A 14,277-nucleotide genomic window follows, 5' to 3' on the forward strand; every position below is an offset into this window, starting at 1 on the left:
CGACATGAAGAAAGTTTTCGTAACCTTCAGCTTCCTTGCGTTCTTCCTATTCGCTGGCAATGTAGCAAACGCACAGTGCAGTGCATCTGAACTCGCCGATAATTGTATCACCCAGCTGGGCGATGGTTTTAATTTTGTGAAGAGCTTTCCTGTCGATGGTGAAGGCGGAGGTAAAAATAAAATAGAGTATTCCTATGTTTTTGCCAAAGGAACAGAATACTCCATAAACCTCTGCACCGATGGTGATACCGCTGATGGAATTGTTGTAAGCCTTTACGACTCAAACCGGCGGAAGCTTACCACCAACGCAGCCAATGGAAAGATCTTTAAAGGACTTCGTTATAACTGTAACTCCACAGGTATTTATTACATTACCTTTACCTTCGATGGCTCCAGTACCCATTGCGGCGGTAGTGTTCTGGGCTTTAAACGATAAATAGTTTACTGGTTAAAATATTAATTTTAAAGCAGGTACCAACATAGTACCTGCTTTTCTTTTTAGGATGGAAGCACAACAGCAGAGCATTTTTACGCAGTTTCAGGCCCGGTATTTTACGCTTGGTAAGCTTAACATGCAAACTCCGGCAGTGTGGCTGGTATGCCATGGATACGGACAGCTGGCCTCTTATTTTATCCGCCACTTTCAGTCCCTGGCCGATGCGGGACATTATGTAATTGCCCCGGAGGGATTGTCCCGCTTTTATCTGGAAGGCTTTAGCGGCAGAGTAGGTGCCACCTGGATGACAAAAGAAGACCGCCAGTCGGATATTGATAATTACGTCCGCTACCTTTCAGCGGTATATGCCGCGGCCACAAAAGAACACCCTTCCCGCCCTCTTCATCTGCTGGGTTTTTCGCAGGGAGTTGCCACTATCAGTCGCTGGGCTGCCCTTAGTGGGCAAGCCTTTAAAGAGTTGGTTTTATGGGCAGGCGTTTTTCCTCCCGACCTGCCCGTGGAGCTTTCTGCAGCAGGCCTTAAGGATAGCCGTATTTCCATCGTGTATGGAACGGAAGACCCTTATATTAAAGAAAACCATCTACAGGAGCAAAAGCAGGTTTTTAGTAAAATGGGATTACAACCATCTATTATTTCCTTTCCCGGCAAGCATGAGATTTCAGGCGAAATCCTGAAAACTTATTTCACCCACTAAGCATTTGTCTTCCAATAATTTAAGGAATAATTGCTATCTTTGAACCCAGATTTTAACGGACTTTATTCGCTTTTTAATCAAATTCGGTTTTAATTAAAAAGCTTTTCTTATCCACCAACTTAAAAAGCTGCTTGTCACAGATATATAAATTTTTAGCAGTTATAAGCACTTGCCTGCTCTTACAGGCACTCCCTGCGTTTCCGCAAACCAATGGCTTTGTAGTGGAAGGCACCATCCATGGATATGAGCATAATGCCGGGCAGGGCCTGTTTAAAAAGAATAGTCCTACCCTATTGCAGGGAACCCTGCAGGATGCAAAAATAAAGATTACCCGTAACGGACAATTGGTGCAACAGCTCAACACCAACGAAATAGGCCTCTTCCGGTTCAGGCTACCGTTCAATGGGCTTTATCAGGTTATCATCAGCAAGAAGGGCTATAACCAAAATCTCCTGATAATTGATACAAGAGCTTTTCCTTTGAGTATCAGGAAGGGTGGCTTTGTTTTTACCGGAGCAGAGTTTGTGCTCAACAGCTTTAAGCAGGGAAAAGATTCTTTGCTCAATAAAAACCTGGGCAGGCTCTATTTTAATCCGGGAAAGGAGCAGTTTCACCTCGCTGCTGTAAGTGAAGAGAAAGGAGGGTGGCTCTTCAGCCCCTCTCCCTCCAGCGATACGCCAACCAGTTTGCTGGAACGGGCCATTCAAAAAAATAATGCGCTCCTGAAAGAGTATACTCCACTGACTAAATCCTCTTACACCCGAACAAGAGAAGAGGACTTAGCTGTTAAATCGCCGTCTGAGGAAAAACAGGACAGCCGAAACAAAAACAACAAAACTGTTTCTGAATTGGCTGAAGATGCTCCGCCTCCTCACGCTGTTACCATTGATAAGAACTTTAACTTAAAGCCTGTCCTGAGCCAGATAGATCCTGAGGGAATAAAGGAACAGGAAGAGGCCATTCGTCGAGAAAAAGAGCTGCTCCTCCTGACAAGGCTTAAGGCCAAGACCTTTGGCGACAGCATGGAAATTCTCCGCCGCGAACGCCAGATAGCAATGGCTGAGCAGGAGATTGTAAATGCGAAACTTTTAATTACGGCTCAATCTGCCAAGCTAAGTGCTCAAAAGAACTCTCTGTACCTGATGATTAGCTTTCTGGCGGTATCCCTGGGCCTTTCCATGCTTGCCTACATCAACTATCGGCAGAAGCGCAAAAACAGCCTTCTTGTAGAGTCTAAAAACAGGCAGATAACCGACAGCCTAAATTATGCGCGCCGGATTCAGCAATCTATTCTGCTTAGCGAAAATATCCTGCAACAGCACCTGCCCGAATCTTTTGTTTTTCTGCAACCAAAGGACATTGTAAGCGGGGACTTTTATTTTGTGGCACCAATCGGGCAAAAGTATCTGGTAGCAGTAGCCGACTGTACAGGCCATGGAGTACCCGGCGCTTTTATGTCGTTAATTGGTCACCGCCTGCTCCGCGAAATAGTGGTCGAGCGGCAGGTGCATGACCCTGCCCTTGTGCTGGAACAGTTACACCTGGGCATTATTGAATCGCTGAACCAGCGGAAAGGCGATGAGTTTTCACAGGATGGAATGGACATTTCTGTTTGCCTCATTGATCCGGAGGCCTATACTCTTGTGTTTGCCGGTGCCATGAACCCGGCTTACCTGGTCCACGACCAGGAGCTGCAGGTATTACAGGCAGATGTGAGCTCTGTGGGAGGCAAGACATTACGGGCACGGCACAACGAGAAGGAAAAAAGAAGATTTACCAATAATGCCTGCAGGTACCGCTCCGGCTGTATGCTGTACCTGTTTACCGATGGCTATATGGACCAGTTTAGCGGAAATGACGACCAGAAATTTAATACCAAAAGGTTTAAGAGAATGCTCATGGACATTCAGCCCCTTTCGGCCGAGGAGCAAAAATTTACCATCGAAAGAACCTTCTACCAATGGAAGGAAGAAACACCCCAAACAGATGATGTACTGATAATGGGCATCCGCCTGTTATAAGGGAATGCACAAAAGGAGTTCTTTTCAGTTTTAGAGCGAATAGGACTCCATGCGAAAAGGCAGCTCCACTATACTGGCAAGCTCGCGGCCTTTCATCTCCATCAGTTCATCATCTTCATTATACTTCCAGATAATTTCCACTTCTTTTCCGGCAGCTGTTAGCTCTTCCAGTTTAATTAACAGGCTTAACACCTGTTTAACAGAGCTTGAATTAAAATACTCCAGGTCTAGGCTAAAAACTGTACGCCCGGGTGCGATACTAACATAGCCGCTTACCCAATCGAGCAAAGGGCGGTAAAAGCTTTCGGCATTTTCCGGCAAAGACCTGCCTCGTAGTTCCAAAAGTCCTTCCTGGGCCAGAAAGTTAACCATTGGTGTATCTGCTTTTTTCTCAAGCTCAATATTTTTGGCGATGGTAAAAGCTGTCATATTTTTATTTCAAATGAAAAGAAAGAAACTTCTTTATCTACTGGTAAAAAACTATACTGAAACTGCTGATTACTATAGCGAGCGGTTTCGATTAAGCCCAGCCCTGCCCCTCCCTTGGTATTTTGCTGAGTACGGAGCAGCTCCTGACGGTAGTATTGCTGCAAGCCCTCTTTTTCAAGTCCTCTAAGTTGCAGCAGGTGCTGTTCCAGTGCATCAATATCTGTATTTCTGATATAGTTGCCTGTACTTATTTCAAATCCCTCAGGTGTGGAGGCTATCAGCAAAATACCCTCCTGTCTGTTAAAGGCGGTAGCTGCATGTTTTATGATATTCTGGAAGAGTTCTATCATTACATACATTACCTTTCTCTGTAAAGTACGGGTGGCTGTAACCTTGCTTAGGTTATTCTCCATCATATCAATTAAAGGAAGCATCCCTTCCTGCGAAAAGTCGCTCTTGTACAGGAGCATTACTTTGTGCGTTAGGAGTGCATCATACAGCCCCTCCACTTCTCTTAAGCCTGGTGCGGCAATCGATTGCACTTCCTCGCTAAAGGAAAGCTGCATAAAAAAAAGAGAAAAGCTTTTGTTCAAAGACCTGAAGTCGAATTCCAGCTTTTGTTTCGACTTTCTGGCCATTTCTATCAGCCCTAATCCGGCACCCCCTTTTTCGGAAAGCTCAACAGAAGGTAACAACTGAAGGTACAGCTGCCGCAGCTCTTCGCTACTCAGGTTATTTAAATTCTGTAACTGCTGCTCAAGTTTGCCTGCTTTATCCTTCTTTACCAGGTTTACCGAACCAATATAATAGCTTTGCCGGATATTCCGAATCATAAACATACTGGGCAGGGCAGCTGATTTCTGCCGCTCCCTTGGCAGGTCTTTGTGTCGGATAATATTCTGAAAGCATTCCGATATGGCAAAGGCTACCCTTTTTCTAATCCTGCTTAAGTCCGACTGACTCCTGATATTGGTATCACTCAGGCTTATCAGCTTTTCCGTAATATCATCATGGGTTACCCCCTGGTAAAAAAGGCTTAGGCTGTCTCCCTGGAGCAGCTGGAAAAAATCGTATACCTTTTTCAAGTTCAGTACCATCAGAAAGATAAAGCAGCCATTCGAAGGTTGAAGTGATAAAAACTACACTCCTTCTCCTACTACACGAATTGCGGAATAAATATAAAAATAGCAAGGCTTTTTCGGGAAACAACGTTTAACCTTACTTTTTTTTGTCACCACCTCCACTTATCACACCTCAGCTCTCTTTTCGAACAATGGTAGCATTGGCCTGTGCTGTTGGCAGTAGTATAAGATCGCTGATATTAACATGGGCAGGCCGGCTAATGGCGAACGATATCACCTCGGCCACATCTTCCGGCCTGAGGGGCTCAAAGCCTTCATATACGGTTTTTGCCCTTTCTTCATCGCCCTTAAAACGCACCAGCGAAAACTCTGTCTCTACCAGCCCAGGGTTTATAGCCGTAACCTTTATGCCGTAAGGATTCAGGTCCTGCAGCATTCCTTTATTAAGTGCATCGACTGCATGCTTGGTGGCACTGTATACATTTCCTTTTGGGTACACCTCTTTACCGGCAATGGAACCTATGTTGATGATATGCCCTTCCTTTCTTTCCATCATTTGAGGCATCACCGCTTTGCTTACATACAACAGGCCTTTCACATTAATATCAATCATGGCATCCCAGTCCTCCGGATTGCCCTCGCCTATAGGGTCGAGCCCATGCGCATTCCCTGCATTATTAACGAGTACATCAATCGTTCTAAACTTTTCAGGAAGGCTGCCGATGGCCTGTTCCACTGCCTCTCGGTCGCGCACATCGAAAGTAAGCAGGTGCAGTTGTGCCATTTCACCCAGTTCTCCGGCTAATTCCTGCAGGCGCTCTGTTCTCCTCCCGCAAAGCACAAGGGAGTAGCCTTCTTTTGCCAGCAGGCGGGCTGTAGCCAGGCCTATGCCCGAAGTGGCACCTGTTATTAATATGTTCTTTTTCATCTTTAAAAAATTTAGAAGCTGAAGTATTTTACCAGGATAAACTGCAATAAAAAGCCTTTCCCTCTAAAAAGGAAAGGCTTCTAAAAGTTTTAAACAATACTTAATTAAATATAAGGTAGAGAGCAATGGATTGAGTGTTCATCCGGTCAAAGGCCATTCCAACCTCATTTCTGTTATTTTTAAGCACGTTTACCAGCCCATAGGAGTAGCGAATTTCCGGAGAGAATTTAAAAAGTGGAAAATACAAATCTGTTCCGAAGCCTACTTCCAGCGAAAGATTATCGCCCGCCAGCTGCAGTCCTTCTTCTTCATTTTCTTCACGCTGCTTTTTGCCTGTTACATCAATGGTAGGGCTTACACCAGCCACATAAAACATCCGGAAGTTTTTCCGCCGCTCAGACTTGTATTTGAATAAGAGGGGCAGGTCAATGGTAGTAAAGTCAGCAAAAAAGGTCTTGTCAGGAGTATCAACCGTTGTATACTGGTAATCGATAGAATACTGGTAAAATCCTACCTTAGGCATCAGGCGCAAATCAAGATACTGCGCCAGGCGTAAGCTGCCAAGGAAACCTATTGAAAAGCCAAAGCCATTGGGAGCCGTAATATTGGCCACATCGGCAAAGGCTGCATCATTAACGAAGCTGTCGGCATACTTTAACCGCAGAGCGGAGGAGTGTATTCCAAGTGTAAAGCCATAAGTTAGCAGACGGTCATCATAGCCCACCAGATTTTCACGCGAATAGGTTACGGGGCTTTGTCCGAAAGCAGGAGCCTGGCTCAGAAGGCCGAGCAAAGTAAAAACAATTATTTTATAGCGGTATAAATGGAGCTTATTCCAAATGTTAGCGGTTTGCATCTTGTCTGTTTATATCCGAGGTCTGAAAGAATATTTAAAAAACGGTCGCCATCCGGAAATTCTTGTACGGACTCCGGTAAATAAGTGTAGGCCGAGCGGTCTTTGGAAATGAGTTTACCGATTTTAGGAAGGATGGTCTGAAAATAAAAATTGTAAAGCTGCTTAAAGGGGAAACGGCGTGGCTTTGAAAATTCTATAATTACCACCCTGCCACCCGGGCGTAAAACCCTGAGCATTTCCGCTAAACCGGCCTCCAGGTTCTCGAAATTTCTGACGCCGAAAGAAACTATCACCGCATCGAAGCTATCATCCCCGAACTGCAGGTTTTCAGAATCGCCCTGCTGCAGTTCAATTACATCCTGCAGCCCTTTGCGCTTAATTTTCTCTTTGCCTACTGCCAGCATTCCTTCCGATATATCCACCCCCACCACCTTGTCTGGGCGAAGAGAAAGTGCTTCGATGGCAAAATCGCCGGTACCGGTGGCAATATCGAGCAGGTATTTTGGCTGGTCTTTTTTAAGTAAAGCAATGGCCTTTTTCCGCCAGATGATGTCGATTCCCAAACTCAGAAGATGGTTCAACAAATCGTACTTCTTACTGATATTGTTGAACATATGAGCCACCTGCTCCTTCTTTCCTTTACTTTCTCCTTTATAAGGTACAACAGCCATGCAATTTTACTTAGAGTCCTTGTATAAATACTGTACAATATTACAATCAAAAATCCGGATGAACAGTTTTTATGTTTTAAAATTTGCTTTCTGCCTTTTACAAAAGCAGAAAGCACAGGCTGCCAAACCTGTGCTTTTTAAAAACCTGAGTAGCTAATAATGCTATTTTATATCGGCCGAAGCAGTACCGCCTTTGCTGAGCACTTTAAATTCTACCCGGCGGTTTAGCATACGTCCTTCTTTTTCGTCGTCGTTAGAAGCCAGCGGACGCTCTTCTCCATAACCTTTTGCGATAACCCTGGCTTTGCTGATTCCTTTTTGCACGACATAGTTAACAACCGCATCGGCCCGAAGCTGGGACAGCTGTTTGTTGTAAGCGGCGCCACCAATATTATCGGTATGTCCGGAGATTTCAACCACAATATCAGGGTTCTCATTGAGCAGGCGCTCCAGCTTGTTCAGCTCATCGAATGAGTTCTTCTGGAAGGTAGCTTTATCGAAATCAAAATAAATATTCCTGAGTACCGAAGACAAGCCAACGCGAAGCATATCCAGCTCTACATTTCGACTAATGTGCTGTGCCTCTTCCGTGGAGGCGGGAAGGGTAAGGCGGAAATTCTTAAACATATAACCATCCTTCTCAATGCTAAGCATCATTTCCGTTGGCTCCTTATTTACAATAGTAAATTGGTAGATTCCTTCTTCGATGGATTCCTTGCCGGCCACCTGGTTATTGGACAGCTTCCGAAGATTAATATTTGCCGGCAGCGGCCTGCCTGTAGCATTATCGCTTACCCTAATGGTAAGCGTTACAGGCTGAAGGGCCTTAGGCGCTTCCACAGGTTTCTCTTCCTGCTTCTTTGGTTCTTCCTTTTTAGGCTCTTCTCTTTTAGGTTCTTCTTTCTTAGCTAAAACCGGCTTTGCAGCCACCTCCTCTTCCAGGAAGTTCACCATATAAATGTCCGTGTATCCCTGCCCGTCTTCCCGAACGGAGGCATAGTAGCCCCGCTCTCCGTCCTTGGTAGCAACAAAAAACACGTCATTATCAGGCGTATTTATCGGGTAACCTATATTTACCGGCTCGGTCCATTCTCCTGCTACACTATCGTACTCACTTTTAAAAATGTCGTAGCCGCCCATTCCTTTGCGGCCCTTCGTGCTAAAGTAGAGCGTTTTGCCATCGTGGTGAATAAAAGGGCTTTCATCGTCGAATTTTGTATTAATAATGGGCCCAAGGTTTTTAGACCTTCCCCATTCGCCATTGGCGTCTTTGGTGCTTACATAAATATCGATTCCGCCAAGTCCGCCGGGGCGGTTGCTGGAATAGAAGAGCAGCTGTCCGTCGGGCGACATGGAAACGGACTTCTCGGCGAAGCTGGAGTTAATATATTTATTTAATGGCTCCGGGTAAGACCAGCTTCCGTCTGGTTCTTTTGTAGAGAAAAAGATATCGCCGCCATTATCGTAACGGTAAACAAACAGTGTCTGGCCATCGGCCGAAAGTGCCAGGTTACTGTTATGGAATTCGTCATTTACAGGTACCCCGAGGTTTTTAGCCGAGCTCCACTCTCCGTTTTCGCCTTTTTCAGAAATGAAAATATCCTCAAAATAAAAGTTATCCTCATCCACGTTTTCGTTGAGGTTATCTTCCTGCCGACGGGTGGTAAAAATCATCACTGTTTCGTCAGCATTCACTACCGGCGCATAATCGAGCCAGGGAGAGTTTACTTTTTCGCTAACATTGACAATGGCATAGTGCTTGGGATTCTTGATATATTCAGCGCCATTCTGGCATTCCTGTATTCTTCGCTCCACCTCTGCTAACTGCACCTTGTCTTTACCGCGGTAGTTTACATCCGACAGCGTCTTTTCTTTATATAGGTTAAAGTAGTGAAGAGCTTCTTCAAAGTTAAGACCATACTGGTAAGCACGGCCAATAGAGTACAGGAGGTCGTAGCGAAAGTTAGGATCCAGCTCATACACCCGCTTGAAATATTTGGAGGCTCTTTCTTTGTGTACTGTTTCAAGGTAAGTTTTACCCGTCATGTAGTTCGCCCAGATATTTTCCGGGTTCAGGTTCGCGGCAATTTCGAACTGGTCTCGCGCCTGGGTAACAACTTTTGTTGCCTTTAGAACTTCCTGCCCTATCTCGTAGTAGAGATCTGAAGCGGCTACACTATCTGCCTTAGTTTCGTACTGGGCATGTGCCGCCAATGGGCCAAAACATGCCAGGAGTGCTATAATAAGTCCTTTGGTATACCTGTTTATCATCGCCTTAATTGATACTTGAGCCGAGCAGGCTCAACAAGCTGAAATTCAAGAGTCCTAATTTAGTGAGGAATTTATAGTTTTTCCAATAGCTGTTTACATCCCACAGCCGGAAACATGTAATGCCAGTGCAAGTTTAGCTAATTTTCCTCCACATATCCTACTGGCCCGGGGCGATTAATTTTGCCCTATCAGGCTCACAGGAAACCTTCCATCGATTTATCCTATTGGTTGGCTTGTAAGAAATAAAGAATAATAAGCTGAAAATGAATTAATTCAGTTTTTCCCTCCGATTGCCTGCTATTTTCTTTAATTTTGTAAGTGAAACCCTTTATTTTAAGCGTAATGGCGCACCCGAATCCTCACTTTGTAATCAGCAATACCGATATTGCCAAATGCCCTGCTCCAAACCTGCCGGAGTATGCCTTTATCGGTCGTTCAAACGTTGGGAAATCGTCGCTCATTAATATGCTGGCCGGCAATAAAAAGTTAGCTAAAACATCTGGCAGGCCTGGCAAAACACAGCTCATCAACCATTTTTTGTTTGAAGGAAGCTGGTATCTGGTCGATTTACCCGGCTACGGTTATGCTAAGGTGAGCAAAGCAAAAAAGGCCGACTGGGGCATTATGATTGAAAAATACCTTAAGGAGCGCACGAACCTGTTGTGTACCTTTGTGTTGATTGATGTACGGCATGAGCCACAGGAGGTTGACATGGAATTTATGCTTTGGCTGGGAGAGAATGAAATTCCTTTTGCCATGGTGTTTACAAAAGGTGATAAACTTTCGCCACCCAAACGCGATAAAAATGTAGCCTTTTATAAACGGGAGATGCGAAAATTTTGGGAAGAAATGCCGCAATATTTTGTCACCTCCGCCGTACAGGAAAAAGGGAAAGAGGAACTACTCAATTTTATCCGCGAAATTAATAGTGAATTCAAAAATTTAGCGTAAAATCACGCTCTTTTAATAAAACTAAAACTGACTAATCGTTTATTTAAATTAGGTGTCCATGGATTTAAAAGAAATTGCTTCCGTTTCAGGTAAAGGTGGCCTTTTTCGAATTGTAAAACCCACCCGCTCCGGTGTTATTCTTGAAACACTGGACGATAAGGCAGCCCGTATGGTGGCCACTGCCAGCCACCGGATTTCTGTATTAAAGGAAATTTCGATATATACCACTGACGCAGAAGGCTCTGCCCCGCTCGAAGAAGTGTTTTATACCATCCATAAAGAGTTTGGTGACGACCCCGGTGTTGACAGCTCCTCTTCTCCGGAAGAGCTAAAGGCTTTTTTGCAGCACGTTTTACCCGAGTTTGACCGCGACCGTGTGTATGTTTCAGACATCAAAAAACTGGTAAGCTGGTATAAGATTCTCCTGAAGTATGCTCCGGATGCTTTAAAAGAAAGCACTGAAAAAGAAGGTACTGAGGCCTCCACCGACGCTAAAGAAGAGGCCAGGGCGGAAGAAGGCGAAAAGAAAGCGACAGCAAAAAAAGCTTCTAAAAAAGAAAAAGCGTAAGTCCGCTACTGAATAAAATCAAAAAAAACAGAAAGCCACTCCAATGAGGAGTGGCTTTTCCATTACAACCTAAAACTATTTATCCAAAAACACTACTAAACTGTTCCTGCGGCAGTCTCCTGCTCCTGTTTCTTCATCAGGTCGCTGGCCATTTGCACCATTTTTTTCGAGCCAATAAAGAACGGGCATCGCTGGTGGAGTTCGGTGGGCTGAATTTCAAGAACCCTGCCATAACCATTGGTAGCGCAACCTCCGGCCTGTTCTGCAATAAACGCAAGGGCATTGCATTCGTACAGGAGCCTTAGCTTACCATTTGGGGCTTTAGATGTGCAGGGGTAAATATAAATACCACCCTTTAAAAGGTTTCTATGGAAATCAGCTACCAGCGAGCCTATGTACCTGGCACTGTATTCATTTTCTTTACAATAGTCGATATATTCCTTAACGGCGGGCTCAAAAGAGCAGTAACTTCCTTCATTAATGGAGTAAATTTTCCCGTCTTCAGGCATTTTTATGTCCTGGTGCGAAAGGAAAAACTCTCCCAGCGAAGCCTCATAAGTAAAGCCGTATACCCCGTGGCCGGTGGTATATACCAGCATGGTAGAGGAGCCGTACAGCAGGTAACCTGCAGCCACCTGCTCGGTGCCAGCCTGCAGCACATCTTCCTTGCTTATCGGGCCACCTACAGGAGACTTGCGTCTGTATATCGAAAAAATGGTGCCGATAGAAACATTCACATCAATATTAGAAGAGCCATCGAGAGGGTCCATGGCAACAATGTACCTTCCTTTCGGATTATCGAGGTCGATAATTTCTTCTTCTTCTTCAGAAATAATGGCACATACCTCGCCGCCATTTTTTAAGGCACGGGTAAAGCGGATATCTGCAATCACATCCAGCTTCTGCTGTTCTTCTCCCTGTACATTGGTGGCACCAAAAGCGCCGCCTATGTTCAGCAGACCGCTACGACTAATCTCCCGGTTTATAATTTTGCCTGCCAGGGCAATATCACGTAGCAGCTGAGAAAGCTCACCTGTAGCGTACGGAAAATCGTCCTGCTTCCGCTTTATAAATCTGTCGAGGGTAGTTCCTACCGGTAAGCCTAAATGTTCCTTTGTCATAAAAAAATAAGGGTATAATACGGTTACAATTAATTTTTCCGTGGAAAATTTGTCTTTTTATAACCAGTTGTAAAGATAATAACTTTTCCATTAAGTCACGCAAACGATTGCGGAAAAAAATATCATCAGGAAAATATGGATACCTATTCTCACAAAATATAACTGGCGATTTAAGTACAAAACTTTTAAGAAGCCGATTGGTTTGTAGAAACAGGTAATATTATCGGTAAAATTCTTTTTAGAAAAGTATAAAACCTTATAATTGCCTTCTTTTAACGAACGATTTCCAACCCATTATGAAGGTTTTTAAATTTGGCGGCGCCTCGGTAAAGGACGCTGAAGGTGTAAAAAATGTTGCAAAAATTATCTCGGCTCACAAAGAAGACCCGCTGCTGGTGGTTGTATCGGCCATGGGAAAAACCACCAATGCCCTTGAAGAGCTGCTGCAGCTTAGCCTGGAGCACCAGTCTTTCCAGGAACAGGTCAATTCCCTGTACGAATACCACCTGCAAATTGTAAAAGCGCTTTTTTCCGATTTGCGCCACGAGGTACACTTTCAGCTGGCGCAGCGCTTCCAGTCCCTTACCAGGGCACTTCATAAGGCAAAAAAACAAAATGCCGCACAGGCCTACGACGAAATAGTAGCCCATGGCGAGCTTATTTCCACCATTATTGTACAGGCCTACCTTGCCGATACCGGACACTCCTGCCGCTGGCTCGATGCCCGTGACTACATCAGCACCAACAGCCTCCATAAAGAAGCCCAGATTAACTGGTCGCTGACCAGCAGCAAGATTACCCGTGAATTGCCTGGCCTTATGGAAGAGGAAGTAATGATTACCCAGGGCTTTATTGGCCGAAGCCCCGAAGGCGAGACGACCACCCTTGGCCGCGAAGGTTCTGATTTCTCGGCTGCCATCTTTGCCACCTGTCTCAATGCCGACTCTGTCACCATCTGGAAAGATGTGCCCGGTGTGCTTAATGCCGATCCGAAACTGATTAAAAATACAGTCCTTTACCCGCAGCTCAGCTACACCGAGGCAGCGGAAATGACTTACTATGGCGCCTCGGTTATCCACCCGAAAACCATAAAACCGCTGGCCAACCACAAAATTCCGCTGCTGGTACGCTCCTTCTACCACCCGGAGGAGCCCGGCACCCGCATTTTTGAAATGGACCACCAGATGGAAGCGCCTGCCATTATCTTCAAGAAAAAACAGACGCTTATCAGCTTCAATATCCGCGACATCTCCTTTATTACGGAGCGCAACCTGAGTCACCTGTTCTTTCTGCTGGATTTACTGCACATCAAAATCAACCTGATGCAGAACTCCGCCATCTCCTTCTCTATTTGCATCGACAGTAACCCGGCGAAAACCGAAGCCCTGATTGGCAATCTGGAAAATGAGTATGACATCTATTATAACTCGGACCTTACGCTTATTACGATTAAAAATTATACCCCTGAACTGATTGAGGAGCTAAGTGAAGGGAAGGAAATTTTACTGGAACAAAAGACCCGCAGTAACTTTCAAATTGTGGTTCGATAGATTTTATAGCGCGGAAACTAAACAAAAACCGCTCTTCTGCGCATATATCTAATGAAAGATAATTGAAAAGCTGTAATTATTAATGATGAGCAAATACGACCAACTTTGTGAGGCCTACTCTAATAATATGAGGGATTTTAAAAATTATAAGCAGGAATGCTATCATTTTGCCCAGCACTTTAGAGAAGCCGTACTGGAATATTACCAGGTACCACCCGAACGACTCCGCCTCCGCAGCAAAGAAGATCCCAAGAAGCTAACGGACGATATTTATGAGGCCATGGACATGCAGAAGGACACCTTCTGGCACATTCGTTTTGCCATAAGCCTGCAGTGCCAAAAGGAGCAGTTTCCGGATGAGAACATTACTTTCGAGGCCTGTGTAAAAAAAGCCCATGAGTCTTTTTTAATAAAGCTTCCAAAAGAGACGGAATTTACCATTAAAAAGCATGAAGACGGAAAATATGATTTCTCAGATTTCCTCAACTTTCTTTTTATGTTCCTCAAAGGCTTTTACGACAATGAGCTGGAGCGATTTCTCACCAGCGGGCAGCTACCCAAAGAACAGGCACCCATTGGCTTTCGATTTGACCCCATAGAACGGGGATAAAAAAAGGCTGCCTTTTCCCGGCAGGAGTGGTCGGAAGATTTTTTCTTCCGACCTTTTTATTTTTAGTG

General features: G+C 44.8%; 14 protein-coding genes. 7 read left to right on the top strand and 7 right to left on the bottom strand.

Annotation, left to right across the window (positions count from 1 at the left end; translation table 11 throughout):
- Positions 1–4 precede the first annotated feature (4 nt).
- The 3 genes from F752_RS0118130 (at position 5) to F752_RS0118140 (ending at position 3,172) form a co-directional block, all read left to right on the top strand.
- Complete coding sequence (locus F752_RS0118130) at positions 5–436, top strand: hypothetical protein (protein ID WP_017733170.1); 432 nt, start codon at positions 5–7, stop codon at positions 434–436.
- Positions 437–503: 67 nt separating this feature from the next.
- Positions 504–1,151: an alpha/beta hydrolase gene (locus F752_RS0118135; RefSeq protein WP_017733171.1), complete on the top strand. Its 648-nt coding sequence runs from the start codon at positions 504–506 to the stop codon at positions 1,149–1,151.
- Between the two features lie 131 nt (positions 1,152–1,282).
- Positions 1,283–3,172, top strand: coding sequence for a PP2C family protein-serine/threonine phosphatase (locus F752_RS0118140; RefSeq protein WP_017733172.1), 1,890 nt, complete (start codon positions 1,283–1,285; stop codon positions 3,170–3,172).
- A gap of 30 nt (positions 3,173–3,202) precedes the next feature.
- Here F752_RS0118140 and F752_RS0118145 read toward each other — a convergent pair whose 3' ends face one another.
- From F752_RS0118145 to F752_RS0118175, 6 genes are all read right to left on the bottom strand, one after another.
- Entirely contained in the window at positions 3,203–3,601 is a 399-nt protein-coding gene (locus F752_RS0118145; RefSeq protein ID WP_017733173.1) for a DUF1987 domain-containing protein, read from the bottom strand.
- Positions 3,598–4,686, bottom strand: coding sequence for a SiaB family protein kinase (locus tag F752_RS0118150; RefSeq protein ID WP_160164136.1), 1,089 nt, complete (start codon positions 4,684–4,686; stop codon positions 3,598–3,600). Before F752_RS0118150 ends, F752_RS0118145 begins: the two co-directional genes overlap by 4 nt.
- A gap of 169 nt (positions 4,687–4,855) precedes the next feature.
- Positions 4,856–5,611 carry an SDR family NAD(P)-dependent oxidoreductase gene (locus tag F752_RS0118155; RefSeq protein ID WP_017733175.1) on the bottom strand — a complete coding sequence of 252 codons (756 nt, stop codon included), beginning with the start codon at positions 5,609–5,611 and terminating at the stop codon, positions 4,856–4,858.
- 100 nt (positions 5,612–5,711) lie between these two features.
- Positions 5,712–6,467, bottom strand: coding sequence for a type IX secretion/gliding motility protein PorT/SprT (gene porT / locus F752_RS0118160; protein ID WP_017733176.1), 756 nt, complete (start codon positions 6,465–6,467; stop codon positions 5,712–5,714).
- A complete protein-coding gene (ubiE, locus tag F752_RS0118165; RefSeq protein ID WP_017733177.1) occupies positions 6,416–7,138 on the bottom strand; it encodes a bifunctional demethylmenaquinone methyltransferase/2-methoxy-6-polyprenyl-1,4-benzoquinol methylase UbiE in 723 nt (240 codons plus the stop codon). Before ubiE ends, porT begins: the two co-directional genes overlap by 52 nt.
- A 162-nt stretch (positions 7,139–7,300) precedes the next feature.
- Complete coding sequence (locus tag F752_RS0118175; protein WP_017733179.1) at positions 7,301–9,409, bottom strand: OmpA family protein; 2,109 nt, start codon at positions 9,407–9,409, stop codon at positions 7,301–7,303.
- Positions 9,410–9,751: 342 nt separating this feature from the next.
- Between F752_RS0118175 and yihA the strand changes: the two genes are divergently transcribed.
- Positions 9,752–10,360: a ribosome biogenesis GTP-binding protein YihA/YsxC gene (gene yihA, locus F752_RS0118180; RefSeq protein ID WP_017733180.1), complete on the top strand. Its 609-nt coding sequence runs from the start codon at positions 9,752–9,754 to the stop codon at positions 10,358–10,360.
- Between the two features lie 58 nt (positions 10,361–10,418).
- A complete protein-coding gene (locus F752_RS0118185) occupies positions 10,419–10,928 on the top strand; it encodes a DUF5606 family protein (RefSeq protein WP_017733181.1) in 510 nt (169 codons plus the stop codon).
- A 95-nt stretch (positions 10,929–11,023) separates the two neighbouring features.
- Here F752_RS0118185 and fbp read toward each other — a convergent pair whose 3' ends face one another.
- Entirely contained in the window at positions 11,024–12,049 is a 1,026-nt protein-coding gene (gene fbp / locus F752_RS0118190; protein ID WP_017733182.1) for a class 1 fructose-bisphosphatase, read from the bottom strand.
- Between the two features lie 296 nt (positions 12,050–12,345).
- Between fbp and F752_RS0118195 the strand changes: the two genes are divergently transcribed.
- Both F752_RS0118195 and F752_RS0118200 read left to right on the top strand, forming a co-directional pair.
- Positions 12,346–13,599: an aspartate kinase gene (locus F752_RS0118195; RefSeq protein WP_017733183.1), complete on the top strand. Its 1,254-nt coding sequence runs from the start codon at positions 12,346–12,348 to the stop codon at positions 13,597–13,599.
- Positions 13,600–13,726: 127 nt separating this feature from the next.
- Entirely contained in the window at positions 13,727–14,209 is a 483-nt protein-coding gene (locus tag F752_RS0118200) for a hypothetical protein (RefSeq protein WP_236614033.1), read from the top strand.
- Positions 14,210–14,277 lie beyond the last annotated feature (68 nt).

It is taken from the genome of Nafulsella turpanensis ZLM-10, from assembly GCF_000346615.1.
In the GTDB taxonomy this organism is placed as follows: domain Bacteria; phylum Bacteroidota; class Bacteroidia; order Cytophagales; family Cyclobacteriaceae; genus Nafulsella; species Nafulsella turpanensis.